The following is a 24,367-nucleotide window of genomic DNA, read 5'->3' on the forward strand; positions in this document are numbered from 1 at the left end:
TCTGTCATGGAGTTGGTGACGGTCGGGGACGCGGCCGCTCGACTCGGCGTGTCCACCCGCCAGGTGCAGCACCTCGTCGCGGCCGGCGTGCTGCGGTCTCTCGCGCGTGGCGTCATCGACGCGATGTCGGTCGAGCGGTATCTGGCGAGCCGGGGCAGCTACCGGTGGCGGGCCTGGTCAAGCCCGACCTCCTGGGGCGCCGTCGCGCTGCTGTCCGGCCACGACGCCAGGTGGGTCGGCACCGCCCAGCGGTCCCGCCTGCGCAGGCAGCTCCACGCGATGGCCGCCGAGGAGCTGGTGGGACGCGCCCGCGGAAGGGCGGTCGCCTCGCGGTACACCGGCCACACCAGCACCGCGGGCAGGCTCCGCGGGCAGGTGGTGGACAGCTCCCGGGCGAGCGAGGCGCTCGGCCTGACCGCGACGGTGGCTGTCGACGGCTATGTCGCCGCCGCCGAGCTCGACGCGATCGCCGCCCGCCACGGCCTGATCCCCGACGAGGCCGGACCGTTCACGCTGCGGGCCACCGACATGCCGCTCGACGTCGTCGCCCAACTGGCGAGCGCCGGGCCGGTGCTGGCGGCGCTGGACCTCGCGGAGTCCCTCGACGTCCGCGAGCGCCGCGCCGGCCTCGACGCCCTCACCAGCGCACTGGCCCGGTTCCATGACTGACCGCCAGACCATCGACATTCCCGGCCCGCGCGGCGGCTGGCTGCCGCCATGGCCCAACGTCGCCGAGATCGAAGCGGTCCTCCCGCACGAGCACTGGACGCTCGTCGGCGGCCTGATGACGCAGCTGCACTGCATGTCGATGTCGTGCGTGCCACCAACGACGTCGACATCGTCCTGCACATCGAGACCACCCGAGGGGTCGCCGCGGCGGCAGCCTCCGCGCTGGAGTCTCTCGGGTACGAACTGGCGTCCCCGACCGACCCACGGGTCGAGATCGCGCACCGCTTCCGGCGCGGAACCGCCACCGTCGACCTGCTGAGCAGCACACCGGACCAGGTCGACGTCCTCATCGCGGACCATCCCGCGCCCCGGGTCGTCGAGAAGCTGCGCGGCCGGACGATGGTGGCGATCGAGGGCGGCACGCAGGCGCTCCGCCGCACGGTCAACGCCCGGCTCCCGATCACACCCGACCGGATCACGACCGTCAGCATCCCGTCGACGTTCGGCGCTCTGGTACTCAAGGCCGCCGCCTACCAGACGGACACCCGCGACCGGGACCGGCACCTGTCCGACGCGGCCGCGCTGCTGTGCTGCCTGGAGGATCCGTACGCGGACCGGGAGAGCTTCACCGGCTCGGACCGGCGCCGGGTCGAGCTGCTGCGGAAGGCACTGCCGGACAGCCACCCGGCGTGGCGCGTGCTGGGCGGCGACGTTCGCGGTCAGGGCCAGGCGGCGCTGAGGCTTCTGACCGCTGGGTGACCGTCAGGTTCGCGTCGGCCGGCGGCGGTGTGCGACGAGGCCGGCGGTCAGGACGACGGCCACCGCGCCGAGCGTCCACGGGTCGCTGGACCGGCCGCCGAGGTCACGGTCCAGGAAGTGCGCGACCGCGTGGACGGTCGCGCCGACCGCCCCGCCGAACAGCGCCACGGACAGCCCGTCCCGCCAGACCAGGCTGATCAGGATCGCCGCGGTCAGCCCGAGCTCGAACGCGCCGATGTCGTGGAACAGATGCTCGTTGTACGGCGGGTACGTCGCGATGACGTCGTAGAACGAGCGCGGGGCGAAGAACGCCCACACTCCCGGCCCGCCGTTGATGATGGCGGCCAGCACGAGGGCTGCGGTCGTGAACGGGCTGCGTTTGGTCATGGTTGTCTGGACGTACGAGGCCCGCGAAACGTGACACCCCCGCCGCCGTCGTCGTCGCGGGAAAGTGTCGTACCTCGTGGATAGGCTCGGCTGCATCGACGTGGAGTTGGGAGGGAGGTGGCACATGGCTTCGGACTTCGAGGAGCTCGCCGCCTTCCTCCGGCGGCCCGGGGTCGGTGAGCATCCGGTCGACGAGGTGCGGGAGTCCGTCTGCGGGTCGTGCGGCGGCGGGCGGTTCGAGGTGCGGGTGATGGACACGGCGAAGGCCGCCCGGCGGACGTGTCTGGGGTGCGGGCAGCACGCGTTCATCGCCGACAGCGTCGAGTACTGGGACGAGGACGACGAGGTGCAGGTGGTCTGCGCCTGCGTGTGCGGCGAGGAGGAGTTCGCGGCGGCGGTCGGGTTCTCGCTGCGTGAGGATGACGACGACGTGCGGTGGATCTGCGTGGGGCTGCGCTGCCTCGCGTGCGGCCGGCCCGGCATCTACGAGGAGTGGCTGATCAAGTGGGGGCCCAGCAACTACCTCCTGGACCACGCATGAGGTCGTGTCTGAGAAATCACCCTGGTCGCCGCGGTCTTCAGGGAATCGGTCCGTGGTGGGCGAGGTTGTCGGCGGTATGACGACGATCGGGTTCATCGGAAGCGGGTTCATCGGCGGGACGGTGGCCCGGCTGGCGGTCGCGGCCGGGTATGACGTGGTGGTGAGCAACTCGCGGGGGCCGGAGACGCTGCAGGACCTCGTCACCGAGCTCGGACCGCGGGCGCGGGCGGCCACGTCGGCCGACGCGGCGGCGGCCGGGGACATCGTGGTGGTGAGCGTGCCGTTCAAGGCGTTCGACAAGGTGCCGGCAGAGCCGCTCAAGGGCAAGGCCGTCATCGACACCAACAACTACTACCCGCAGCGCGACGGCACGTTCGCCGAGCTGGACAACGCCGAGACGACCAGCAGCGAGCTGCTGCAGCGGCACCTGGACGGCGCCCACGTGGTGAAGGTGTTCAACAACATCTACTTCAAGCACCTCGGCTCGCTCGCCCGGCCCGGCCAGGCCGACGACCGCAGCGCGCTGCCGATCGCCGGCGACGACGAGACCGCGAAGCGCGCCGTGGTCGAGTTCCTGGCCACCATCGGCTATGACGCCGTCGACGTCGGGACGCTGGCGGACGGGTGGCGGTTCCAGCCTGACACGCCCGCGTATGGACCGCCGTATGGCACGTTCGACGACCCGGCCGGCCACCAGGCCACCGCGGACCAGCTGCGGACGGCGGTCGACCAGGCCAAGCGCTGACCACCTGCCACGGACGCCCCGGCCAGCCACCAGGGCCGCCTGAGCGGAGGTTCGGGTGGCTGCCGGGCGCCGCGCGACCAAGAGGGTGCACCAACGACCGGCGATCAGGGCAGCCGCTGACAATCCGACTCGGACGACCCGGCCAGCTATTGGGGCTGCGGTTGGGCGCTGACGACCAGACGCGAGCCACCCGGGCCATCGCGCTGAGCGGTGACGACCAGGCGCGGCTCGGCCGGGCACCAGGGCAAGCGTCGAGCAGGCCGGGGGCTGGTGACCGGATACGGTGGAGCGATGGACACGCTGGCGCGGTTGGGTGATGAGTACTTCCGGCTGCACTTCGCGGCTGAGCCGTTCGCGGCCACCGTGTTCGGCGTGGACGGGCACGACGCCGACGTCCCCGATCCAGGCAGGGACGCGGCCGGCCGGCACCGGGCCGCGCTCCAGCAGGTTGAAGCGGAGCTCAAGACGGTCGAGACGGCGGGGCTCAGCACGCAGGAGAAGATCAGCCACACGATCCTGGGCAGGCTGCTGCGGGACGAGCAGCGGATCTCCAAGGACGGCGTCAGCGAGGTGGCGGTGACGGCCAGCATCGCCGGGCCGGTCGCGCAGGTCGTTTCGACGATGCCGACGACGGGCGACGCGGCGTACCTGACCCGGCTCGCGAAGCTCGGCGGCTTCTTCGACGGTTACGTCGCGCGGTACCAGCAGGCCGCGCAGGACGGGCGGTTCCCCACGGCGCTGGGCGTGCGGCAGGCGATCGCGCAGGTCGACGCGTACCTGAGCACGCCGCTGGAGCGGGACCCGTTGCTGCAGCGCGACGTCGCGCAGACGAAGCAAGCCGCCGACCTGGTCACAGAGCACGTGCGGCCGGCGTTGCGGCGGTTCCGGACCGTACTGGACGAGCAGCTGCTGCCGGTGGCCCGCTCAGGGGACCAGGTCGGGTTGTGTCACGTGCCCGGCGGCGCCGACGGGTATCGCACCCTGATCGCGGCGTACACCACGACCGAGCTCGGGCCGGAGGAGATCCACCAGATCGGCCTCGACCTGGTGGCGGGGCTGCGGGAGGAGTTCGCCGACCGGGGTGGGCGGGCGCTGAACGCGAGAAGCACGGACGACGTCATCACACGGCTCAGGGACGACCGGGAGCTGCGGTTCGACAACGCCGGGCAGATCGTCGACGCCGTCACGACCGCGCTGCGCAACGCCGAGGAGGCGGTGCCGGACTGGTTCAGGAAGTACGACACGGCGCCGTGCGCGGTTCGGGAGATGGACGCGGCCGAGGCGGAGAACTCGGTGCTCGGCTACTACGTCGCGCCCGCCGCGGACGGTTCGCGGCCCGGGGCGCACGTCGTCAACACGTACCGGCCGGAGTCGAGGGCCCGGTTCGAGTACGAGGTGCTCGCGTTCCACGAGAGCGTGCCGGGGCACCACCTGCAGATCGCGGTCGCGCAGTCGCGGGCGGACCTGCCGCGGTTCCGGCGGTTCACCTACTTCGACGCGCACGGCGAGGGCTGGGGCCTGTACACGGAGCGCCTCACCGACGAGATGGGCCTGTACACGTCGGAGCTGAACCGGCTCGGCATGGTGTCGTTCGACGCGTGGCGGGCCTGCCGGCTCGTCGTGGACACCGGCATGCACCATCTCGGCTGGTCGCGGGATCGGGCGATCGCGTACATGCGCGACAACACCGCCCTGTCGGAGACCAACATCGCCAACGAGGTCGACCGGTACATCGCGATGCCGGGGCAGGCCCTCGCGTACATGCTGGGCCGGCTGCGAATCCAACAGCTGAGGGAGCGGGAGCGGGCGGCGCTCGGGCCGGCGTTCGACATCCGCGCGTTCCACCACGAGGTCCTCGCGCACGGGCCGCTGCCGCTGGACACCCTCGAGGACCTGATCACGTCCCGCTGGTAACTTTCACGCCGAAACGGTTTCGGCAAGCGTTTCGGGCACGGGTAGCCCACACAACGCATTGACACGCATGAGCAACGTTGGCACGGTTCCGAAAAGGATTTCGGCAACCGGCAACGGAAGGAACAGCGCTCATGCTGCGAAGACTCGTCCTGCCCCTCGCCACCCTCGCGATACTCGCCGGCGGCCTCACGGTGGCGGAGACCGCCGCGCAGGCCGCCCCCGGACAGAGTGACAACCTGGCCCGATCGGCCACCGCCAGCGCCTCGTACACCTCGCCGTGGGAGAGCATCGCCGCGGTCAACGACGGCATCGACCCCGCGAATTCCAACGACACCGTCAACCGGCGCTGGGGCACGTGGCCGAACACCGGCGAACAGTGGGTCCTGCTCACGTGGGCGTCGACGCAATCCATCCGCTCATCGGACATCTACTTCTTCGACGACGGTGGCGGCGTCCGTACGCCCGGCAGCTGGCGCCTGCAGTCGTGGAACGGTTCGTCCTATGTGGACGTGGCCGGCGCGTCGGGCTATCCCACGGCCGTGAACCAGTACAACGCCGTGAACTTCACCCCGGTCAGCACCAGCCGCCTGCGCCTCGTCCTGCAGAGCGGCGCCGCGTCGGTCGGCGTGCTGGAGTTCCGGGCGTACAGCACCGCGATCGGCACCACGCCGCCGCCGACCAGCGGCTGGAACCCGCCGGCGAACCTCGTCACCCCGCTCAACCAGGTCTGGCAGCACGTCGAGTCGACGTATTCGAACCCGTACGGGTTCCGCAACTACGGCTGGGACCAGGTGTTCGCGAACCGGGGCAGCATCAATTACTGCGTCCGTTGGGATTCCAGCGCCCCGGTGAGTGCCGCACTGCGCGACCAGATCCACGCGTCGCTGGCGCGGCAGTTCAAGAAGTGGATGGACGTGATGGCCGGGCACAACGGCTGGCCGTACCAGAACGTGCCGCTGAAGGTCGTCGGCTGGGCGGTCCGCGACCGGGCCACGCTGCAGTGGTCCGACAACTCGGTCGACGTCTACGTCAACAACATCCGGGAGAACGCGCCGCAGTGCTCGGAGCCGTGCGGCCGGTTCTTCAACCAGAGCGGCAACTACCCGAACTGCCCGGGCGGCGCCTCGCACCACTACGACATGTCGCTGTGGCTGACGGCCGGCATGAACGGCGGCGCCGGCGGCGACTGGGGCCAGCGCGTCGGCAGCGAGTACTTCGTCGGCGCCCTCAACAACGACAACATCCACATCCTGCTGCACGAGATAGGCCATAGCTTCGGCCTCGACGACTTCTACGACTGGACGCCCACCGGCGTCGGCGGCTTCCTCATGAAGGCCGGCTCGGCCTCGTCGATCACCGAGTTCGACGCCTGGATGCTGCGCGACTGGTGGCGCCATCTGAAGAGCCGTTACGGGTATTGATCACCCAGCTGACGCGGGTGCCGTGCCTTCGCGGCACCCGCGTCATAGCGCCTGCAGCTTGTCGGGGTTGGCGACGTTGTAGATGCCGGCGATGCGGCCCTGGTCGTCGAGGTCGAGCGTCATGGTGCCGATGACCCGGCCGGCGCCGCGGAACACGATGCCCGGTCCACCGTTGAATTCCACGAGGTCGACGCGCATGTCGGCGAGCTGCACCCCCTGGTACGGCTGCTGACCGAGCGTCGCGAACCACGCCGCGACCCGCTCGGCGCCGGTGACCGGGCGGGTCGCCTGGCGCACCTTGCCGCCGCCGTCGGTCCACAGGGTGACGTCCGGGGCGAGCAGCTGCATGAGCGTGTTGATGTCGCCGCCGGTCGCCGCGGCGAAGAACCGCTCGGTGACCCGCCGCTGGGTGGCCTGCCCGGCGTGGAACCGGGGGCGTCGCGCGTGCACGTGCTCGCGGGCGCGGTGCCCGACCTGCCGGACGGCGTCCTCGGAGCGCTCGACGGCGGCGGCGATCTCCGCGTACGTGAACCCGAACGCCTCCTTGAGCACGAACACAGCGCGCTCCAGCGGGCTCAGCGTCTCCAGCACCACGAGCAGCGCCATCGACAGCGAATCGCCACCGTCGGCGCCACCATCCAAGCCGCCGGTCGGGATCGGCTCCGGCAGCCACGGCCCGACGTAGACCTCCCGCCGGGACCGCGCCGACCGGAGCCGGTCCATGGCCACGTTCGTGACGATGCGGACCATGTACGGCTTGGCCTCGCCCACCTGCGCCCGGTCCACGGAGGACCACTTGAGCCACGCGTCCTGGACCGCGTCCTCGGCGTCGGACGCGCTGCCGAGGATGCGGTACGCCACGGAGAAAAGCAGTCGGCGATGGATTTCGAACTCGTCGGTCATCACGATCAGTACAGCACCAGGACGCCGACGACCGGAGCCATGTACATCAGCGGAAACATCACGTGTGAGTAGGACCTCGCCCGCAGGACGGTGATGACCGCCCCGGTGAAGTACAGGACGAGGCCGATGCCGGCCGCCACGCCGACGGCCGGGACGAACAGTCCGGCCAGCAGCCCCAGTACACCCGCCGCCTTCGCGACGCCGAGCCATGGCCACCACGTGGCCGGGACGCCGTAGGCCGCGAGCGGCTCGACGACCCACTTGGCGCGCATGAAGACCGACACGGCGGAGAACCCGACCCAGAGTGCTGCGGCGATGGTGATTGACGTAGTCATGACCGCGGGACGGATGCCGCGGCGCCGAACGTGACATGCGCGTGTCATCCGTCACATCACTCTGCAGAACAAGTTGCATCACCATGCAGTGTGATGCATATACTTACGGCATGTCCAAGGTGCTCACCTCCCTGCCCGTCGGTGAACGTGTCGGAATCGCCTTCTCCGGCGGCCTGGACACGTCCGTAGCTGTCGCGTGGATGCGCGAGAAGGGCGCGGTGCCCTGCACCTACACCGCGGACATCGGGCAGTACGACGAGCCCGACATCGCCTCGGTCCCCGGCCGCGCCGGCGCGTATGGCGCCGAGATCGCCCGCCTGGTCGACTGCCGCGCCGCCCTGGTCGAGGAGGGCCTGGCCGCGCTCGCCTGCGGCGCGTTCCACATCCGCTCCGGCGGCCGCACCTACTTCAACACCACCCCGCTGGGCCGCGCCGTCACCGGCACCCTGCTGGTCAACGCGATGCTCGAGGACGGCGTCCAGGTGTGGGGCGACGGCTCCACGTTCAAGGGCAACGACATCGAGCGCTTCTACCGGTACGGGCTGCTGGCCAACCCCGCGCTGCGCATCTACAAGCCGTGGCTGGACGCCGCCTTCGTCACCGAGCTCGGTGGCCGCAAGGAGATGTCCGAGTGGCTGCTCGCGCACGGCCTGCCCTACCGGGACAGCACCGAGAAGGCGTATTCCACCGACGCCAACATCTGGGGCGCCACCCACGAGGCGAAGACCCTCGAACGCCTCGACACGGGCATCGAGATCGTGGAACCCATCATGGGCGTGCGTTTCTGGGACCCCGCGGTCGAGATCGCCCCCGAGGACGTCACGATCGGCTTCGAGCAGGGCCGCCCCGTCACGATCAACGGCAAGGAGTTCGGCTCCGCCGTCGACCTCGTCCTGGAGGCCAACGCCATCGGCGGCCGCCACGGCCTGGGCATGTCCGACCAGATCGAGAACCGCATCATCGAGGCGAAGAGCCGCGGCATCTACGAGGCCCCGGGCATGGCCCTGCTCTACACCGCCTACGAGCGCCTGGTCAACGCGATCCACAACGAGGACACCGTCGCCGCGTACCACAACGAGGGCCGCCGGCTGGGTCGCCTGCTGTACGAGGGCCGCTGGCTGGACCCGCAGGCCCTCATGCTCCGCGAATCCCTCCAGCGTTGGGTTGGCTCCGCCATCACCGGCGAGGTCACCATCCGCCTGCGCCGCGGTGAGGACTACTCGGTCCTCAACACCACGGGGCCCGCGCTGAGCTACCACCCCGACAAGCTGTCCATGGAGCGCACCGAGGACTCCGCCTTCGGCCCGCTGGACCGCATCGGCCAGCTCACCATGCGCAACCTCGACATCGCCGACTCCCGCGCCAAGCTCGAGCAGTACGCCCGCATCGGCATCGTCGGCAGCGGCCAGCACCGCCAGCTCGTCTCCGCGGCCGAGCAGTCGACCCGCCTGATCGGCACCATGCCCGAGGGCGGCGCGGAGGAGATCGCCTCCCGCGGCAAGGCCGCCACCGGCGACGAGTTCCTCGACGCCGCGGCCATGGAGGCCGGCACCGACTGATCCGTCCGCACTGCCCGGCGGGGGCCCTTCGTGGGTCCCCGCTTTGCTGTTCACAGTCGGCGTTCCGACACATCACGGTTGTCGCTGCTTGACGTCTGCGCAGGTCAGGCGGCCGGAGTACAAAATCCGACCGCTTGCGTGGGCTGGCTAACGTGCGACCGCATGCGGGGGGTTCCTGCCCCCGGTGTCCGAATTGATTGAGGACGTGATGTGATGCGCAGACAGATACAGGCAGTGCTGGCGACCGCCGTGCTGAGCGCCGCCGCGCTCGTGCCGGCGTCGGCAGCCCACGCGGCCAGCCGCTGCAACGACCCGGTCCCGCCGCCGTCGTGCGTCGGCGAGCCGCCGGAGAGCACCGACGACTCCCCCGTCGGCACGGTGACGTTCACCAACCTGGGCACCGCGGTGCGGGCCACCGGCTGGGCGCTCGACCCCGACGGCGGGCCGCTGCAGGTGCGGGTGGCCATCGACGGCACGATCGTCGGCGGCACCACGGCCAACCTGCCCAACGGCACCAAGAACAACGGGTACGACGTCACCGTCGCCCTGCCCACGATGCCGGGCGGCCACCACGTCGTGGTGTCGGTGGCCAACTGGCCGGACGGGACCACACCGGTCGCGTTGAACCGCGTCCTGGGCTTCACCGACGTGAACGTGGCGCTGCCGGGGCCGACCGACCTGCAGCTGTCGGCCGGCGTCCACTCGCTCTGGTTCAACTGGACCGACAACGCGACCACGGAGACCGGCTTCTACCTGTCGATCAGCTGGGACCAGACCGTCTGGAACGACAAGGGCCAGCCGAGCCGGGTGCAGAGGAGCAACACCTGGTTCCTGCCGGCCAACCCCGGCACCGGGCCGATGTCGCACTTCGTCGAAGGGTTCCCCGAGAACACGTACTACCTGGCCAGCGTCTACGCGGTCCAGGACGGCGGCATCCGCTCGCGGGCCGCTACCGGCAACGTCCGCACCACTGAGTAACCTCCGGCACAGCAACGGCGGCACCCGGCCATCCGGGTGCCGCCCCGCTGCTGTTTACGGGAGGGGTGCCTTCGGCAGGGACGGCGCGGAGTTGAACACCTGCACCCCGGCCTCGTTGTCCCCGTCGAACGGCGTCACCGGCCCCTGCCCCGCCCCGAGGCAGAAGTCGTCCCCGGCCGGGTCCGCGAACCACATGCCCACGTGCCCCAGCTCCTTGCGCACCCGCTCCTTGCCGACCAGCGTCGAGGAGAACGCCTCCTCCGCGATCATCCGCAGCTCGGTCCGCCCCTTGCCGTACTTGTCGGTGAACACGTCCCCCACGTACTCGGCCGCCCCGAACGGCGCCGCCGGCACTTCGAGCAGGAACACCGTGAACGCCGTGTTCGCCGGCCCACCGCTGACCCTGACGTCGAAGACGTCGAACCCCTTCACATCGGTCTCCAGCGCGACGCTCACGTCGACCTTGACCTTCGGCATGCACTTCGCCAGCTGCTCCGAACTCGGCGCCAGCTTGAACTTGACGACCTCAGCCTTCTTCCCGCCGGTCGACGTGTAGTTCCCGACCTTGTCCAACTCGACGTCCCCGTACATCGCCCCATAGCCGACGAACGCCGCCGCCCCCGCGACCGCCCCGACCGTCAGCAACGCAAGACCCTTGACCACTCCCATGACTCCGACCTCCCACTCGGGCTACACAGCGGCGGATTCGCCGTCGGTACCCCAGAGCACGGCCAGCGCGCCGCCCCCGTTCACCAGCCCCGATGTCGCGACCTCGACAACGAACCACTTGAACCGGCCGTCACTCAGCCAGCGGGGTTGTGGACACTCGGTTGTACCGCGTCATCGCCGGGGAGTCCTACGGTGATCTTTCGCCGCCCTTCCGACGCAGCAAGGATCCGACGACCATGCGGTTCGTGCTCAACGGCTCAGCCATGCACCTCGACGCGGCCAAGGTGACCAGCCGACTGCGCGGCGTCCATCCAGAGCCGGTCCGCCAGCACGGCGTCCGCATCGGTGGCGTCGTGTACCCCGTCAAGCAGGCCTTCGAGCTTGCCGCCGGCGTGCCACGCACCGAGTTCACCAGCCACACCGCCCTCAGGCACCTGCGGAGCCTCGGCCTGGAGATCGTCGGTCACACGGTGGACGTCCCCACCCCGCGGCAGCCGGCCGTCACGACGTCACCGCCCTACCGCAGCTGGCCGTGGGAGGGTGCGGTGCAGTCGGCCTTCGCCGCACTGCTCTTCCGCCACGGCTGGTCGATCGCCTCGATGGCCGACACGGCGACGAAAGCCCCTGGTGTCGACGTGGTCGCCTACAAGGACTCCCGCCGCCTGGGCGCGGAGGTGAAGGGCTGGCCCTCGGCCGGCTATGCCGATCCACGCCGTGCCGGCGAGGTGAAACCGACCCAGCCCAGCACGCAGGCAGGGCACTGGTTCAGCCAGGCTCTACTCAAGGCCACCATGCTGCTGGACAGCCACCCGGGCCACGAGTCGCTGATGGTCCTGCCGGACTTCCCGCGCTACCGCGACCTCACCACCCGAACCCGCTCCGGCCGCCACGCCGCGAACCTCCACGTCGTCCTGCTCGACCCGAACGGCACCTTCACCAGCGAACGCTGGGCCCCCTGACTGCTCTGGAGGTCGCATGACGCTCGACGTGACGAGCTGGCTCTACCCCATCAACCCTGACAGCGGCTACGTGTTCATCGAGCCAGGAACCGGCGAGGAATCCCCGACCACTCCCGAGAACCTGCTGCAATCCATCGAACAACGCCCTGACGTGGTGGACTCCTTCATGCTGAGCACCGGATACCGAACCATGCGACCGGGAGACGCGATCTGGGTGTACGCAGCGGGCGCGGGTCGGCAGATGATCTGCGCGCTGGGCCGGGCCATCGACATCTACGAGGACCCTGACGACGGTTGGCGGGTGGATCTCATGTGGGACGCCGACACGACCCGCGCGCTGATGGGTCCACATCCGCTCCGGCGTGACGAGTTCCTGCAGTTCCCACAGCGCGCCGCGATCCGCGCTGACGACCATGCCCAGGCCGTCTTCGCTCGATGGCTTCGCCAACACGGCCGCGACCTCCGTCACCCCGACGAGAACTTGGCGCTCTCCACCCTCGACGCCAGGCTCCGGGTGCTGACGAACGTCGTGCGACGGCAGGGACAGCACACCTTCAGGGGCCGGTTGCTGAAAATCTACGGCGACCATTGCGTCGTCACGGGTCCGAATCCTCGCGAGGTCCTCGATGCCGCGCACATCGAGCCGTACCTCGGGGTCCACAGCAACGACGTGCGCAACGGCTTGCTGCTCCGGACCGACCTGCACACCCTCTTCGATCTGCATCTCATCGGCGTCGATTCGGCCAACCGGCTCGTTGTCTCCAGCCGGCTCGACGGGACGCCGTACAGCGCGCTGCACGGGACGGTGCTGCGCACGCCGAATCCGAAGAAGTGCGGTCCGGCGAAGCAGAGCCTTGCCGCCCATCTCAGCCGGCTTCAGAAGTAGCGGGGTTCGTACGGGCGAGCCAGAGGCCCGTGCCGTACATGGTCAGGCCGAGGGCGATGAACGTGCCCGCCACCGCGTACTGGAAGCCGGCCGGCATATACGTCGCCAGGAACCAGCTGTGGTGGAGCTTGTCGTTGGCGACGAAGATCGCGGCGACGATGCCCTGCGGGAACAGGGGGAGGGCGCCGAGGCCGAAGCACCAGCCGGCCACCGCCTTCTGGGTGTTGCTCAGGTGGTCGAAGCGCAGGGTCTTCTGCGTGACCGGCTTGCGGCCGGTGCGCATCGTGTCCAGCAGTTCGGGGCCGTGGGACGCGAGGCGGCGCTCGGCCAGCGAACCGAGGAACCAGAAGCAGGCCGCGCCGGTCAGGAGGCCGACCGCCACGCCCGGCCAGCCGAACCAGATCGCGGTGAGAAGAGCCGGCGCGGCCGCCAGTAGGACGAGGGCGATCATCAGGTACGCCAGGCCCGTCAGGCCGCCGTCGTTCTCGCTGGTGCGCAGGGGGTTGCCGGCGCGGCGGTGCGGGTCGGTGCCGGGGATCAGGGCGTACACCGAGACGAGCGGGATCAGGCCGGCGGCGCCGCCCAGCAGGGCGGGCAGCAGGGCGAGGACCAGCGGCCACGGGCCACCCGAGACCGCGGTGAAAACCAACGTGACGAGGATTGCCAGCGGGGCCTGGACGGAGAGGAACGCGAGCTGGCGGCCGCGGACGTCGGAGGCGTTGGCGAGCAGGGTGAGCCAGAGGGCGGTGCCGTCGGTGCCGTACAGGTTGGAGGACATCGCGGCGGCCATGACGACGAAGATGGGGCCGGCGTAGGGGAGCATGCCGTTCCAGCCGATGAGCAGCGGGCTGGCGGCGAAGCAGACGCCGTAGGAGAGGGCGAACGCCAGCTGGTGGTTGCGGACCAGGTCACGCGACCAGGTGAGCAGCTCCTTCGCCACCACGGCACCCGTGGGGGACGTGGGCCGCACAGACCACGCGCCGCGGCCCGACGAAGGGCGGGAACGCCGGCCGAGCAGCGCCGCCCAGAGCGCGAGCAGCACCAGTACCGACGCCGCCAACGCTGCCAGAGCCCACCAGTGCCCGCGAGCGGCCTGCACACCCCACGACGACGGGAGATATCCAACGAACGATGGAATTCCGGTCTCGCCGAACGCGGCGAAGAACACCCAGACCTGCCCGAGCGCCGCCAGGATCGCCCCGTTGACGAGGCCGGAGCCGACCGCCCCGACCCGCGACCGCAGCGCCAGGCCGACGACCGCCACGCACACCTTCGACAGCAGCACGAAGACCGCGAGTTGCAGCAGCATCGCCGGTACTGCCAGCAACACCGAACCGGAGCGGATTCCGACAACGAGCAGACCGAGCAGCGCGGTGAACGACACGAGCGGCGCGACGCCGACGAACGCCGCCGTCAGCAGGCCCATCGCCAGGCGCCGCCGGGGCAGCCCAAGCAGCGCGAAGTACTCCGGCCGGACCGTCTCGTCGCCGCCGCCCATGACGACTGGGCCGAGCATCCAGCCGAGCATCCAGACCGCGTACCCGGCGGCGAGGAGGTCAGCGTCGACGAAGGCCAGGTAGATCGTCCCGGCCGCCAGCACCGCCCCGAGCAGCGCACCCGTGCCGGCCGTCTGCGCGCGCGGCCCTCGGAAGGCGTGCCGCAGGATGGCGAACTTCATCTGCGCCATGGTCACTTCGACAGCCACGACAGCTCCTTCTTGGTCTGCTCGGTGCCCACCAGCCCGACGAACGTGTCCTCCAGCGACCGCCCACCCCGCACCTCGTCCAACGGCCCGGCGGCGACGACGCGGCCCGCATCGACGACGGCCACGTGATCGCAGAGCTGCTCGACCAGCGCCATCACGTGACTCGACAGCACGATCGACCCGCCGCCCGCCACAAACCCACGCAGGATGGATTTGATGGTCGCCGCCGACACGGGATCGACCGCCTCGAACGGCTCGTCCAGCACCAGCAACCGCGGCGCGTGCAGCAGCGCCGTGGCCAGCCCGATCTTCTTCCGCATGCCCGTCGAGTACTCGATGACCAGCGCCTTCTCGGCGGCGTCAAGCTCAAGCACGGCAAGGAGCTCATCGGCCCGCTCGGCGACGGTCGCCCGAGGCATGCCGCGCAGGAGCCCGATGTACGTGAGCACCTCCCGCCCCGTCAGCCGCTCCGGCATGGCGAGCCCGTCGGGAAGGACGCCGACCAGCGCCTTCGCCTGCGCCGGCGCCGACCAGACGTCCGCCCCGAAGATGCTGGCAGTGCCACCGTCCGGCCGCAGCAACCCGACCGCCATCGACAGGGTCGTGGTCTTCCCGGCCCCGTTCTGCCCCACCAGCCCGTAGAACGACCCCCGCGGCACCGCCAGGTCAACCCCAGCCACGGCGACCTTGTCCCCGAACCGCTTGACCAGCCCCCGAATATCCAACGCCGTTTCCATGCCGTCGACGGTACGGACGGATCGACCCCAGCGGATTGCCCCTGACTACCTGACGGGGGTGGGGATAACTACACCCCTACGAGCAGCGGGCGGCCTCGAAGGTCTGGTGGCCGCGGCCTGACTGGCAGCGTTGGGTGCGTTCGCCCGAGACGAAGCGGAAGCGGCCGTCGGTCTCGCGGTGCAGGACGACGCGGTAACGCATCGCCTGGATGGAATCGTCGCCGAGTTTGGTGAGGGTGACGGTCAGGACCGGGTCGTCGTCGGTCTTGTCGCGGTGCAGGTAGATGGCGACCGGGCCGTCGAAGCCGCGGTTCAGGTTGAGCAGTTCCGCCACGGTGCTGTCCGCCGCCTCCGCCCAGGCCGGTGCGGTGGCGTCGATGTGGGCGTTGAAGCCCGGTGCTGCCAGTACACCTCCCGCGTCGGCGGTGACCCGGTCCGGCCACGGCGCGCCGGGCGTCTGGGTCGCGGGCGGGGTCCAGGGGGTCGCGCCGGGTTGCTCGATCGCGTCGCTGCAGCCGGCGAGCAGGAGCGCGATCAGGACGAGAGCCATCACTCGGTTCTTCACGGGAACAAAGACGCCCATGGGCGCGTGCCGGTTTACCCGAGATCCGCGAGCAGGGTGTCGGTGAGGCGTTCCTCGTGGACGGCGGCGTCTTCCCGGTGCATGGCTGTCGCGAGGTCCGGGTCCCACCAAGTGGCGGCGGGCGTGCCGGTCAGGCGGTGGGGCGGGGTCTGCGGGTCGCGGGTGGCAAGCACCGCGGCCTGGTAGTCGGCGGCGCCGAAGCGCCACGGGAACGCGCCGGTGCGGCGCATGACGCGGCCTGCGATGGCGACGCCCGGCCAGTCGAAGTCGCCGCGGTACCGCAGCTGGACGCCGTCGAGCGCGGCGAGGGCGTCGAGGAGCGCGAGGGTGACCACGGTCGGGTTGCCGAGGGTGCAGACCATCGCGGCGGGCAGTGCGAGTTGTGCGGCGGCTTCCAGGATGCGCGGGTTCTCGCACACGTACACGGTCTGCGGTTCCAGGGCCAGTGGCAGCAGCCGGCGCAGGTCGCGCAGGGTGAGGTGCGCTTCGGCGTGATGGGAGGCCCGGTCGCGCAGGTGGCCGGCCGGGAAGCCGTCGCCGAGCGGGCGCAGTCCGTACGTGAGGACGGTGGTCGCCACGGTGTCGCCGGCCACGCCGACGAACTCCCACAGCGACCGGCGCTCGACTGCGGAGGAGGGCGGCGCGGAGGCGGTCGCCAGGGTGATCCCCCGGAGCACGAGGCGGTTGAGCAGCGTGTCGTCGTCGAGGCCGTGGGCGGTGCCGGTGACCTGCTCGGCGAGCTCACCCCGGGACCACAGCCGCGACGTGTCCCCGAGGACCAGGCCCAGCACCGTCACGGCCTGGGTCAGCGCCGCGGGTGACGGCAGGCGGCCGATGATGCCGCTGCGCCAAACGCCGTCGAGCCAGTCGGTCACCCACTCCTGGCCGTCGAGGCCGGCCTCGGACGCGGTGGCGAGGACCTGTCCACGTAACGAGGCTCGCCGGTCCCGTTCGGCGGCCGCGTCGGCGCGGCGGTCGGGGATCGGGCCGGTCACCGCCTCGACGACCTCGACGAGACCCGTGCCGGCGGCGCTGGAGCGCAGCAGGCGGTCGAGGGCGGCGAGGTCGACGGTGACCGAGGCGCCGACGGCCCGGCCCAGCAGCTGCCCTATGGCGTCGCGGTCCTGCGGGGAGCCACAGTGGACGGTCAGCCGCCCCTCGGCCCGGCGGCCGTTGCGCTGCAGCCGCCCGCGCAGCGAAGTCCACAGTGGAGCCAGCGACGGCGAGCGCAGCCACTGCAGCGTGGTCGGCGGGATCATGCGGGCAGGACCGTGCGGCGGCTGCCGTCCCAGCGGAAGTGCAGGGTGGCGACGCCGGGCTGAGCGGGGTCGCGGAGGCACTCGTAGATGCCGAGTGACGGCACCTCCGGGAAGCAGCCCCACAGCCGTTCGCTGGTGAGGACGGCGTCGAGGTCGAGGGCGACGAGCAGGCCCAGCAGGCGGCCGTGCGTGGGCTCGTCGACCTTGGCGAACGCGTCGTCGAGCAGGATGAGCCGCGGCGCCGGCGGGTGGGCGTCGCCGACGGAGGAGAAGTGGGCCGCGGCGGCGGCGAACAGCACCAGGTAGGACACGACCCGCTGCTCGCCCTGCGACATGGCGGTGCGCGCCGACAGGGTCCGCTCCCGGTCCGGGTTCGCCTGGTCGGTGACCTTGACGGTGAACGTGAACCACTGCCGGTAGTCCAGCGCGGCCCGCAGGTGCACGGCGTAACCCGCGGACGGGTCGCCGCGGCGGGCGTCGTCGACCCGGCGGGCGAGGACCTCGCGGAGCCGGTCGTTCTGCTCCCGGGTCCGCAGCGCGAGCGGCGTCCTGAGCAGCCCGACGGCCGCGCGGGTGTCGGCGTCCGCGTCGGCGCGCAGCGACCACACGAGCCGGGCGCCGAGGCCGTGCGAGGTGCGGACCTGGGCGAGGGTGGCGTTCATGCCGTTGACGAGCGTCTCGGCGGCGAGGATCTGCCGGGTGAGCGCGTCGCCGAGCTCGCCGAGCAGGAACCGCTCGAACGCCTGCCGCTCCCGGTCCGCGACCGCCGTCCGCTTCTGTTCGAGCTCGGCGCCGAGGCGGGCGGTGGCGTGCGCGACCGGGTGCTGGCCGATGTCGTCGGCGATCTCGACGACCTTGACGCCGTCGCGGTTCTCCCAGATCAGGTCGTACCCGCCGGCGAGCCGACCGCGCACGTCGATGTACTTGAGGTGCAGCGCGTTCTCGCCGACGTCGGTCCGCCGCGGGCCGAGCGCGTCGGCGAGCTTCGCGGCGAGCCCGTCGAGCCGGGCGATGCGTTCGCGGGGTGTCTCGGCGACGTCCGGCGGCACCGCGATGTCCTCACCGAGGTCCAGCGCGGCGGCGACGCCCGGCAGCGTCATGATCCGTGGCAGTGCGGTGCCGGCCTGCAGCGCGACGCGCTCCTGGTCGGCGAGCCGGTCTCGCGCCTCGTCACGGGCGTGCTCCGCGGTGATCCGCCGGTCGCGGCTGCTCTGGTACTGGCTCCGCAACGTCGGCAGGCGCTGCTCCGCGTCGCGCAGCCTCGACTCGGCGGCGGCCTCCCGGGCCATGACCTCGGCCGCGTCGGCGTGCAGCGATTCCTGCAGCACGGCCAGCTCGGCGGCCGCCTCGGCGTGCTCGGTGGCCGCGGCCGTCGCCGCTTCGGCCGCCTCGTCGACCCGCTGCCGTGCCGCGGTGATGCCGTCGAGGTGCGCCGTGGAGCGGTGCAGCAGCTCCAGGAGGCCGTCCGTGTCGCGGCGGTGCCGGGGCAGCTCGTCGGCGAGCCGCCGCAGCCGGCCGTCGACGCGGGTCAGGTCGTCCGGGTCGCCCGGCAGGAGGTGCGCGTCGGCGGCGGCGGTGACCTTCCGGCGCTGCGCGGTCGCCTCGGTGGCGAGGTCGCGGGCCCGCCGCCGCGCGTCGGTGACCTGCGCGGTCAGCGCCGTGACGGCGGCCTGTCCCTCGTCACGCCTGGCCTGTGCGGTGCGGAGCGGCTCCGCGTCGGGAAGCGCGGCGAGGAGCCGGTCGAGCTCGCGGCGCAGGGTCGCGACCTCGGCGAGCTCCCGGTCGATCCCGTCGAGTGCGGCGACACCTTCGTCGATCTGCGCCTGCAGCTCGGCGAGCCGCCGGGCGCGCAGGGCGGCCCGGTTCGCCGCTCCGACGTACTCGGCCGCCGGCTTCCGCCACGCCCCGTGCGCCACCCCGAGCCGCCAGCTCCCATCCGCCCCGATCCAGCTGCCGGCGTCATCGGCGGCGCCGGTCGTGGCCGGGGCGCCTGTGCCGGCCACGGCGACGCCCGCGGAAGTGCCGGCCGCTCCAGCCCCGAGGCCGGCGGCCGCGGGAACGCCGGTGGCAGCGCCCGCTCCATCAGCGGGAATGCTGTCAGCCCCAGCGACAGCGCCCACAGCAACACCGCCGGCACCTGCCCCATTCGCGGGAGCGCCGTCCACCCCGCCCCCGGGATTAGCGCCGCCGGCGCCGGCCTGGTCCACGGGCGCGGCGGACGCGCCGGCCTCTTCCACGGGCGCGGCAGCCGCACGGAAACCGACGGCGGCGCCTGCCTCGTCCATAGACGCGGCGGACGCGCGGAAGCCGACGGCGGCGCCTGCCTCGTCCATAGACGCGGCGGACGCGCGGAAGCCGACGGCGGCGCCTGCCTCGTCCATAGACGCGGCGGACGCGCGGAAGCCGATGGCGGCCAGGAGAGCGGTCACCTCGTCGGCGCCGGGGACCGGCACGAGCGCCGTGCCGAGCAGCGGGTCCTGGACGGGCGGGCCGGGGCGCAGCAGCACCTCGCCGGTGCCGGGCGCGACGAGGGTGCCGGCGGCGGTGACCTCCCCGTCGAGCAGGCCGCTGGCCTCCAGCGCCGCCTCGATCGAGGCCCGTCGCGTGGCGTCGAGCCCCTCGGCGAAGTCGACCAGCCGGTACAGCGGCCGGTCGGCGGCAGCGTGAGCGAACCGGGACCTGGGCGGTGACGGATCCGTCTTCGCCGCCCACTCCTGATGCTCGGCGCGGACGGCCGCGAGCCGGTCCGCCGCCCGGGTGCGCTCGTGCAGCAGGGTGTCGCGGCGACGCTCCAGGGCGGCACGGACCGGGGCCAGGCAGGCTTCGGCCGCCTCCCGTACCGACGCCGGAGACTCAGCGAGGAGCACCGGCGCCGCATCGATCCCGGCCGCGGCCACGAGCGGGTCCTCGGTCCAGCGCTGCACGGCGGTCGAGTAGGCGTCGGCCGCCGCCTGCAGCAGGGCGGCGAGCTCGTCCAGACGCTCGCGGGCGGTGCCGAGCTGGCCGTCGAGCAGTTCGGCGTCGCCGGCGGCGCGAGTGGCCTGCTCGGCGGCGCGGGTCGCGCGGCGGATCAGGTCCTGCAGGTCGGCGACCGCGCGCCGGCGGGCCGCCACCGCCGCCTCGGCCTGCCTGCTCTGGTCGCGGTACGCCCCGAGGTCCCGCGAGGCCTCCCGCACGTCGACGGCGCGGACCTGGAGACCGGCGACGGCCGTGTGCCGCAGCGCCGGTGCCACACCGAGGTGACCGACGTCCAGCCCGGCCTCGCCGGCGACGTCGCGGAGCCGGCCGTGGTCCTCCCGCAGCCGCGTGGACGCCGCCGCGATGCGGTCGGACTCGTCGTCGAACCGGGCGACGAGGTTGCCGAGGTTGCGCTCCTCGGCGGCCGCCTGACTGGCGGTGGCCCGGGCCGCGGACTGCAGCGCCTGCACCGCCTGGCGGCGTTGGGCCAGGTCGCGCACCGCCCGGTACGCGGCGCTGTCCCGCACGGCGGTGAGCTCCGCCCGCGCCTCCCGCCCGGCCAGCTCCAGCGCGTCGGCCGCGGCGGCGGCGACCCGCTCCTCGTCGACGGCGGCGGACACCTGCCGCTCCTGCTGGCCGGCCTGCCGCCGCCGGTCGCGCAGCTCCTGCAGCGCCTGCTGGACGGCGCCGACGCGGGCGCGCAGCTCGCCCTGCAGGTAGCCGCGGTAGCCGGTCATGAGGTCGGCGAGCGCGCCGTGGGTGCGTTCGAGCCGGCCGAGGTCCTCGCGGACGGTCTCCAGGTCGTCGAGGTTGTGCGCGACCGAGTCGAGCACGTCGTCGTCCAGCGGCGGCAGCGCCTCGCCGAGCTCGGTCGCGAGCTGGCCGGCCTCGATCCGGTCTCCGATCGTCGGCCTGCGCAGCCGGTACAGCAGGTGCACGAGATTCTGGTAGCGGCCGGCGTCGTTGACGCCGAACAGTTCCCGCCCGACGCGGGCCCGGTAGTCGCGCGCGCCGGCGATGACGGCGCCGTCACCGAGCCGCTCCCGCAACCGCTCCAGCGGCAGCGGCTGCCCGTCGACGACGAGCGCGACGTCGACCCCGACGCGCAGCGGCGTGATGAAGTACTGCAGCCGCGCCTCGCCCGTCGCGGAGGACCAGCGCACGACCGCGCCGAGCGTCAGGTGCCGCTCGCTGCCGTCTTCTGCCTGGCGCCGCAGCTCCAGCCACAGGAACCCCTGCCGGTTGACGCCGGTGGCGCCCTCGCCCATCAGCCACCGGAACGTGGTCTTGCCGGCGCCGGTCGCGTCGAGCCGTTTCACGTCCCCGTCGAGCAGGAACGGCAGCAGCATCTCCAGCGCCTTCGACTTGCCCGCGCCGTTCTTGCCGCGCAGCAGCAGCCGTCCGTCCTCGAACTGGAAGATCTGCTCGCCGTACTGCCAGACGTTGCAGATGCCGGCCCGATGCAACTGGAACCGCGTCACCTCTGCCCCTCGCTCTCGAGCACCGCATACCGGGCGGCGGCCGCCAGCAACACCAATGTCCCATCGGGTGCGTCGCCACGGGCATTGCGGGCGTCGACCGCGCGTTCGGCGTCGACCTCCTCGTCGGCCTCCGAGTCGGCGACCGTCGCTCCCGCGCGGCCCAGCAGCCCGACCTGCGTCAACAGGTCGACGACGGCGTCGCTCAGTGCGGTGGGGTTTCCGGTGTACGACCCTGCCCACCGCCTCGAGTGCCGCTGGATCAGCCCTTCCAATGTCCGCTCGACGAGTCCCTCGGGCACCGGGACGCCGACCGTCGGGGGTCCACCCCGCACCACGGCCGGCGCGAGCTCGCGGACCAGCGCCTCGACGGTCAGCAACGCGGCCTGCGCGACGGTGCCCGTGCCGGGGAAATCCACATCGGACAGTTCATCGTCGGGATCGAGGAGCGCGGCCCCTTCGGCCCGCAGCTCGGCGTGCAGCCCCGTGTAGTCGGCGAACGCACGCTCGTCGCGGCGCTGCTCCTTGCGCAGCCAGGCCCGCTCCTTCGCGGTGAGGTCGTCCAGGTACACGACCGGGCACTCGACGAGCCGCCTGCGCACGGCGTGCCGGGTGCCCCCGGGCCCTGCCTCGGCGGCGGTCGCGATGAACTCCTCCGCGCTGCCGGCCCGGCCGATCGGCGCGGCGAGCAGGTGCGTCACCAGGTCGCGGTCCACGGTGAGCAGCGCCTCCTCCTGGTCACCGTCGACGGTCCCCTGCTCTTCCACCAGCACCCGCCACCGCACGAGCTGCCGCAGCGCCGTCGTCAGCGCCCGCCGCTCCACCGGCCGGTCCACGTCCCCGAGGTCGATCCCGGCCTCGACGGCGGCGCTGCGCACGTCGGCGACGAGCTGCGACAGCAGCAGCTGCTCCGGCCCGGTGAGCAGGACCGCCGCGGTCAGCGTCAGGTACGCGTAGGACCGTTGGGTGAACGGCCCCGTCGCCCGCAGCAGCGGCCGCCCCTGCCCAACCGGCAGCCCCGTCTTGAACAGCCGGGCGAAGCCGGCCTCGACGACCAGCCGGTACCCGAGGAACTGCCCGAACCAGCTCTTGAGCCAGTCCGCGTGCCGCCGAACCAGCGGGAACTCGTCGTGCGTGGGGTGCAGCAGCGGCTGCCCGAGCAGCGCCCGGACGGCGCGCCGCCGCTCCTCGGCAAGGGCGATGTCGTGCTCGTGCTGCTCAGCCATGCCCGCTCCCGGTCCGCTCGGTCTCCGTCTGCTCGGGCTCGCGGCCGACGATCGCGGGCTCGCGACCAGCGATCTCGGCGCCTTGGCCGACGGTTCCCGTGTCGTGAGCGGCGATCTCGGCGCCGTAACCGGCGATCTCCGTGTCGTGGCCGGCGACCTCCGTGTCGTGACCGGCGATGAGGATGGCCAGGTCCTCGGCGGTGAAGTCGCCGCCGGCGGAGCGCAGGGTCAGTGCGTGGCCCGGCTTGGCGGTGAGCTCGCAGCGCAGCCCCAGGTCGATCGACACGGTGACCGCCGTGCCCGCCGCGGGGTCGCCGGCGCCGAGGGCCTGCGCCATGAGCTCCAGCAGCAGCTGCATCGCCGGCCCCGAGAGCCGCACCGCGGACAGGTCCGCCGCCGCGGACAGCAGCTCGGCCGCGGCCCGGACCCGTGCGTCCTGCGCGGCGGCGGCCCGCTCGACCAGCAGCCGCTGCTGCGCGCTGCGGTCCACGATCCCGCCGGGCCGGCCGCGCGCGGCCCGCTCGCCGCGTTCGCGCAGCGCCACGGGCACCGTGACCGCTGGCCTCGACCACCAGCTGTCGGTGGCCGGCACGACCGCTTCCGCGTCGGCGGCCAGTCCGAGGTGCCTGCTGCCGTACAGGCCGAACGCCGCGGTGAACAGGTCCGCGGCGGTGCCCGCGTCGGCCGCGTCGAACCAGGCCGCCAGCCGCAGCAGGTCGCGGCGCCGCGAGGTGGCCTGCCCCGAGGAGCGGATCATCCGTTTGGCGTTGGCGAGCAGCGACTGCAGCGCCCGCAGGGTCGCGTCGCGCAGCTGGTTGACCTCGCTGCGCCGGCCGCCGGTGTCCTCGAACCAGGCCCGCAGCGCCAGCCAGTCGTCCAGCGAGTGCCCGCGCGTGCGCTGCACGACGACGCCGAGGTCCTTGGCCGCCTCCGCCAGACCGCCCTCGTCGAGCCTCTCCAGCAGCCCGTCCAGGTGCGGCCAGATCCGCCGCAGGTGATGCTGGATCCTGGGCGACAGCAGCACCACCTCCTCGGTGATCGACTCGACGTAGTCCAGCAGCAGGTTCTTGAATCCGCTGTATTCGCTGCCGTCCAGGTCGTACCGCGCGAGCACCTGCCCCAGGTAGGCGTAGAAGTCGCGGACCGAGTCGCGGAACTGCCAGAACTGCGCGAACACCGCTGCGACCGTGTCCCGCGCCCGGACCATGTCGGCGCCGCCGGGGTCCTCGAGCAGCTCGCTCAGCGCCGCGAGCCCGGTCGCCACCAGGCCGAGCAGCTCCCGACTGATCTCCCGCGCCGTCTCGGCGCCGGCGAGGACCTCGTCGACCTGCCGCTGCACCCGCTCCCCCAGCGGCGACAGCTGATACCGCGACCGGGTCCGCTGATACTCCTCGATGCTCTTCACCCGCACCGAGTGCGAGCTGGGCAGCAGGTTGCCCCACGCGACCAGCTGGTTGAGCCGGCTGACCGCCGTGTCCAGCGGCAGCCCTTCGATCGCCTCGACGACCTGCTGCGCCGACAGGTCGGTCATCAGCGAGGCGCTGAACAGCCGCATCACGGCCAGGTATGTGCCCCGCTCAGGCACGGTGAGGTACGTGTACGCCTCAAGCCGCTCCAGATCCTCGGACACCAGCACAGGATAGACGCCGCACAGCCCGACCCAACTGACCGTTGCCGATCGACTACCCCGCGCTAC

At 72.1% G+C, this 24,367-nt stretch carries 21 protein-coding genes; 10 read left to right on the plus strand and 11 right to left on the minus strand.

Features of this window, described 5'->3' with window-relative positions:
• Positions 1-6: 6 nt before the first annotated feature.
• Positions 7-669, plus strand: a complete 663-nt coding sequence (locus tag ABD332_RS56610; RefSeq protein ID WP_344514878.1) for a hypothetical protein — start codon at positions 7-9, stop codon at positions 667-669.
• Between the two features lie 48 nt (positions 670-717).
• Positions 718-1,428 (plus strand): class II aldolase/adducin family protein, encoded by a 711-nt coding sequence (locus tag ABD332_RS56615; protein ID WP_344514880.1) that lies wholly within the window; start codon positions 718-720, stop codon positions 1,426-1,428.
• 3 nt (positions 1,429-1,431) lie between these two features.
• On the opposite strand, the gene ABD332_RS56620 is transcribed toward ABD332_RS56615, so the two are convergent.
• Positions 1,432-1,815, minus strand: a complete 384-nt coding sequence (locus tag ABD332_RS56620; protein WP_344514882.1) for a hypothetical protein — start codon at positions 1,813-1,815, stop codon at positions 1,432-1,434.
• 124 nt (positions 1,816-1,939) lie between these two features.
• Between ABD332_RS56620 and ABD332_RS56625 the strand changes: the two genes are divergently transcribed.
• From ABD332_RS56625 to ABD332_RS56640, 4 genes are all read left to right on the plus strand, one after another.
• Positions 1,940-2,356 carry a hypothetical protein gene (locus tag ABD332_RS56625; RefSeq protein ID WP_344514884.1) on the plus strand — a complete coding sequence of 139 codons (417 nt, stop codon included), beginning with the start codon at positions 1,940-1,942 and terminating at the stop codon, positions 2,354-2,356.
• A gap of 76 nt (positions 2,357-2,432) precedes the next feature.
• Positions 2,433-3,101, plus strand: a complete 669-nt coding sequence (locus tag ABD332_RS56630) for an NADPH-dependent F420 reductase (protein ID WP_344514886.1) — start codon at positions 2,433-2,435, stop codon at positions 3,099-3,101.
• Between the two features lie 291 nt (positions 3,102-3,392).
• A complete protein-coding gene (locus ABD332_RS56635) occupies positions 3,393-5,015 on the plus strand; it encodes a DUF885 domain-containing protein (protein WP_344514888.1) in 1,623 nt (540 codons plus the stop codon).
• 131 nt (positions 5,016-5,146) lie between these two features.
• On the plus strand, positions 5,147-6,436 hold the full coding sequence (locus ABD332_RS56640; protein WP_344514890.1) for a BAR domain-containing protein: 1,290 nt from the start codon (positions 5,147-5,149) through the stop codon (positions 6,434-6,436).
• Between the two features lie 42 nt (positions 6,437-6,478).
• Here ABD332_RS56640 and ABD332_RS56645 read toward each other — a convergent pair whose 3' ends face one another.
• On the minus strand, positions 6,479-7,339 hold the full coding sequence (locus ABD332_RS56645; protein ID WP_344514892.1) for an RNA polymerase sigma-70 factor: 861 nt from the start codon (positions 7,337-7,339) through the stop codon (positions 6,479-6,481).
• Between the two features lie 5 nt (positions 7,340-7,344).
• Positions 7,345-7,674: a DoxX family protein gene (locus tag ABD332_RS56650; RefSeq protein ID WP_344514894.1), complete on the minus strand. Its 330-nt coding sequence runs from the start codon at positions 7,672-7,674 to the stop codon at positions 7,345-7,347.
• A gap of 110 nt (positions 7,675-7,784) precedes the next feature.
• Here ABD332_RS56650 and argG point away from each other — a divergent pair, with 110 nt between their 5' ends.
• Both argG and ABD332_RS56660 read left to right on the plus strand, forming a co-directional pair.
• Entirely contained in the window at positions 7,785-9,233 is a 1,449-nt protein-coding gene (gene argG / locus ABD332_RS56655) for an argininosuccinate synthase (protein ID WP_344514896.1), read from the plus strand.
• Positions 9,234-9,446: 213 nt separating this feature from the next.
• Entirely contained in the window at positions 9,447-10,211 is a 765-nt protein-coding gene (locus ABD332_RS56660) for a hypothetical protein (protein ID WP_344514898.1), read from the plus strand.
• A gap of 54 nt (positions 10,212-10,265) precedes the next feature.
• On the opposite strand, the gene ABD332_RS56665 is transcribed toward ABD332_RS56660, so the two are convergent.
• Entirely contained in the window at positions 10,266-10,880 is a 615-nt protein-coding gene (locus ABD332_RS56665; RefSeq protein ID WP_344514900.1) for a hypothetical protein, read from the minus strand.
• Positions 10,881-11,116: 236 nt separating this feature from the next.
• Here ABD332_RS56665 and ABD332_RS56670 point away from each other — a divergent pair, with 236 nt between their 5' ends.
• Positions 11,117-11,839 carry a hypothetical protein gene (locus ABD332_RS56670; protein WP_344514902.1) on the plus strand — a complete coding sequence of 241 codons (723 nt, stop codon included), beginning with the start codon at positions 11,117-11,119 and terminating at the stop codon, positions 11,837-11,839.
• A gap of 16 nt (positions 11,840-11,855) precedes the next feature.
• Entirely contained in the window at positions 11,856-12,725 is an 870-nt protein-coding gene (locus ABD332_RS56675) for an HNH endonuclease (protein ID WP_344514904.1), read from the plus strand.
• Here the strand turns inward: ABD332_RS56675 and ABD332_RS56680 are convergent.
• The 7 genes from ABD332_RS56680 to ABD332_RS56710 form a co-directional block, all read right to left on the minus strand.
• On the minus strand, positions 12,706-14,430 hold the full coding sequence (locus tag ABD332_RS56680) for a hypothetical protein (RefSeq protein WP_344514906.1): 1,725 nt from the start codon (positions 14,428-14,430) through the stop codon (positions 12,706-12,708). The genes ABD332_RS56675 and ABD332_RS56680 overlap by 20 nt on opposite strands.
• The gene (locus ABD332_RS56685; RefSeq protein ID WP_344514908.1) at positions 14,415-15,167 is read right to left on the minus strand and encodes an ABC transporter ATP-binding protein; all 753 of its coding nucleotides are present in this window, start codon (positions 15,165-15,167) and stop codon (positions 14,415-14,417) included. Before ABD332_RS56685 ends, ABD332_RS56680 begins: the two co-directional genes overlap by 16 nt.
• Positions 15,168-15,243: 76 nt before the next feature.
• On the minus strand, positions 15,244-15,717 hold the full coding sequence (locus ABD332_RS56690; protein WP_344514910.1) for a hypothetical protein: 474 nt from the start codon (positions 15,715-15,717) through the stop codon (positions 15,244-15,246).
• 47 nt (positions 15,718-15,764) lie between these two features.
• Positions 15,765-17,009 (minus strand): TIGR02679 family protein, encoded by a 1,245-nt coding sequence (locus ABD332_RS56695; RefSeq protein ID WP_344514912.1) that lies wholly within the window; start codon positions 17,007-17,009, stop codon positions 15,765-15,767.
• On the minus strand, positions 17,006-21,448 hold the full coding sequence (locus tag ABD332_RS56700) for a TIGR02680 family protein (protein ID WP_344514914.1): 4,443 nt from the start codon (positions 21,446-21,448) through the stop codon (positions 17,006-17,008). Before ABD332_RS56700 ends, ABD332_RS56695 begins: the two co-directional genes overlap by 4 nt.
• Positions 21,445-22,671, minus strand: a complete 1,227-nt coding sequence (locus tag ABD332_RS56705; protein ID WP_344514916.1) for a TIGR02678 family protein — start codon at positions 22,669-22,671, stop codon at positions 21,445-21,447. The genes ABD332_RS56700 and ABD332_RS56705 overlap by 4 nt, the downstream gene beginning before the upstream one ends.
• Positions 22,664-24,301 carry a TIGR02677 family protein gene (locus ABD332_RS56710; protein WP_344514918.1) on the minus strand — a complete coding sequence of 546 codons (1,638 nt, stop codon included), beginning with the start codon at positions 24,299-24,301 and terminating at the stop codon, positions 22,664-22,666. The genes ABD332_RS56705 and ABD332_RS56710 overlap by 8 nt, the downstream gene beginning before the upstream one ends.
• Positions 24,302-24,367: the final 66 nt, after the last annotated feature.

It is taken from the genome of Dactylosporangium maewongense (assembly GCF_039531485.1).
GTDB lineage: Bacteria > Actinomycetota > Actinomycetes > Mycobacteriales > Micromonosporaceae > Dactylosporangium > Dactylosporangium maewongense.

Coding starts and splice junctions, on each gene's coding strand:
- ABD332_RS56610 (WP_344514878.1), top strand. CDS start 7: ATGGAGTTGGTGACGGTCGGGGACGCGGCCGCTCGACTCGGCGTGTCC.
- ABD332_RS56615 (WP_344514880.1), top strand. CDS start 718: ATGGCCCAACGTCGCCGAGATCGAAGCGGTCCTCCCGCACGAGCACTG.
- ABD332_RS56620 (WP_344514882.1), bottom strand. CDS start 1,815: ATGACCAAACGCAGCCCGTTCACGACCGCAGCCCTCGTGCTGGCCGCC.
- ABD332_RS56625 (WP_344514884.1), top strand. CDS start 1,940: ATGGCTTCGGACTTCGAGGAGCTCGCCGCCTTCCTCCGGCGGCCCGGG.
- ABD332_RS56630 (WP_344514886.1), top strand. CDS start 2,433: ATGACGACGATCGGGTTCATCGGAAGCGGGTTCATCGGCGGGACGGTG.
- ABD332_RS56635 (WP_344514888.1), top strand. CDS start 3,393: ATGGACACGCTGGCGCGGTTGGGTGATGAGTACTTCCGGCTGCACTTC.
- ABD332_RS56640 (WP_344514890.1), top strand. CDS start 5,147: ATGCTGCGAAGACTCGTCCTGCCCCTCGCCACCCTCGCGATACTCGCC.
- ABD332_RS56645 (WP_344514892.1), bottom strand. CDS start 7,339: ATGACCGACGAGTTCGAAATCCATCGCCGACTGCTTTTCTCCGTGGCG.
- ABD332_RS56650 (WP_344514894.1), bottom strand. CDS start 7,674: ATGACTACGTCAATCACCATCGCCGCAGCACTCTGGGTCGGGTTCTCC.
- argG (WP_344514896.1), top strand. CDS start 7,785: ATGTCCAAGGTGCTCACCTCCCTGCCCGTCGGTGAACGTGTCGGAATC.
- ABD332_RS56660 (WP_344514898.1), top strand. CDS start 9,447: ATGCGCAGACAGATACAGGCAGTGCTGGCGACCGCCGTGCTGAGCGCC.
- ABD332_RS56665 (WP_344514900.1), bottom strand. CDS start 10,880: ATGGGAGTGGTCAAGGGTCTTGCGTTGCTGACGGTCGGGGCGGTCGCG.
- ABD332_RS56670 (WP_344514902.1), top strand. CDS start 11,117: ATGCGGTTCGTGCTCAACGGCTCAGCCATGCACCTCGACGCGGCCAAG.
- ABD332_RS56675 (WP_344514904.1), top strand. CDS start 11,856: ATGACGCTCGACGTGACGAGCTGGCTCTACCCCATCAACCCTGACAGC.
- ABD332_RS56685 (WP_344514908.1), bottom strand. CDS start 15,167: ATGGAAACGGCGTTGGATATTCGGGGGCTGGTCAAGCGGTTCGGGGAC.
- ABD332_RS56690 (WP_344514910.1), bottom strand. CDS start 15,717: ATGGCTCTCGTCCTGATCGCGCTCCTGCTCGCCGGCTGCAGCGACGCG.
- ABD332_RS56695 (WP_344514912.1), bottom strand. CDS start 17,009: ATGATCCCGCCGACCACGCTGCAGTGGCTGCGCTCGCCGTCGCTGGCT.
- ABD332_RS56705 (WP_344514916.1), bottom strand. CDS start 22,671: ATGGCTGAGCAGCACGAGCACGACATCGCCCTTGCCGAGGAGCGGCGG.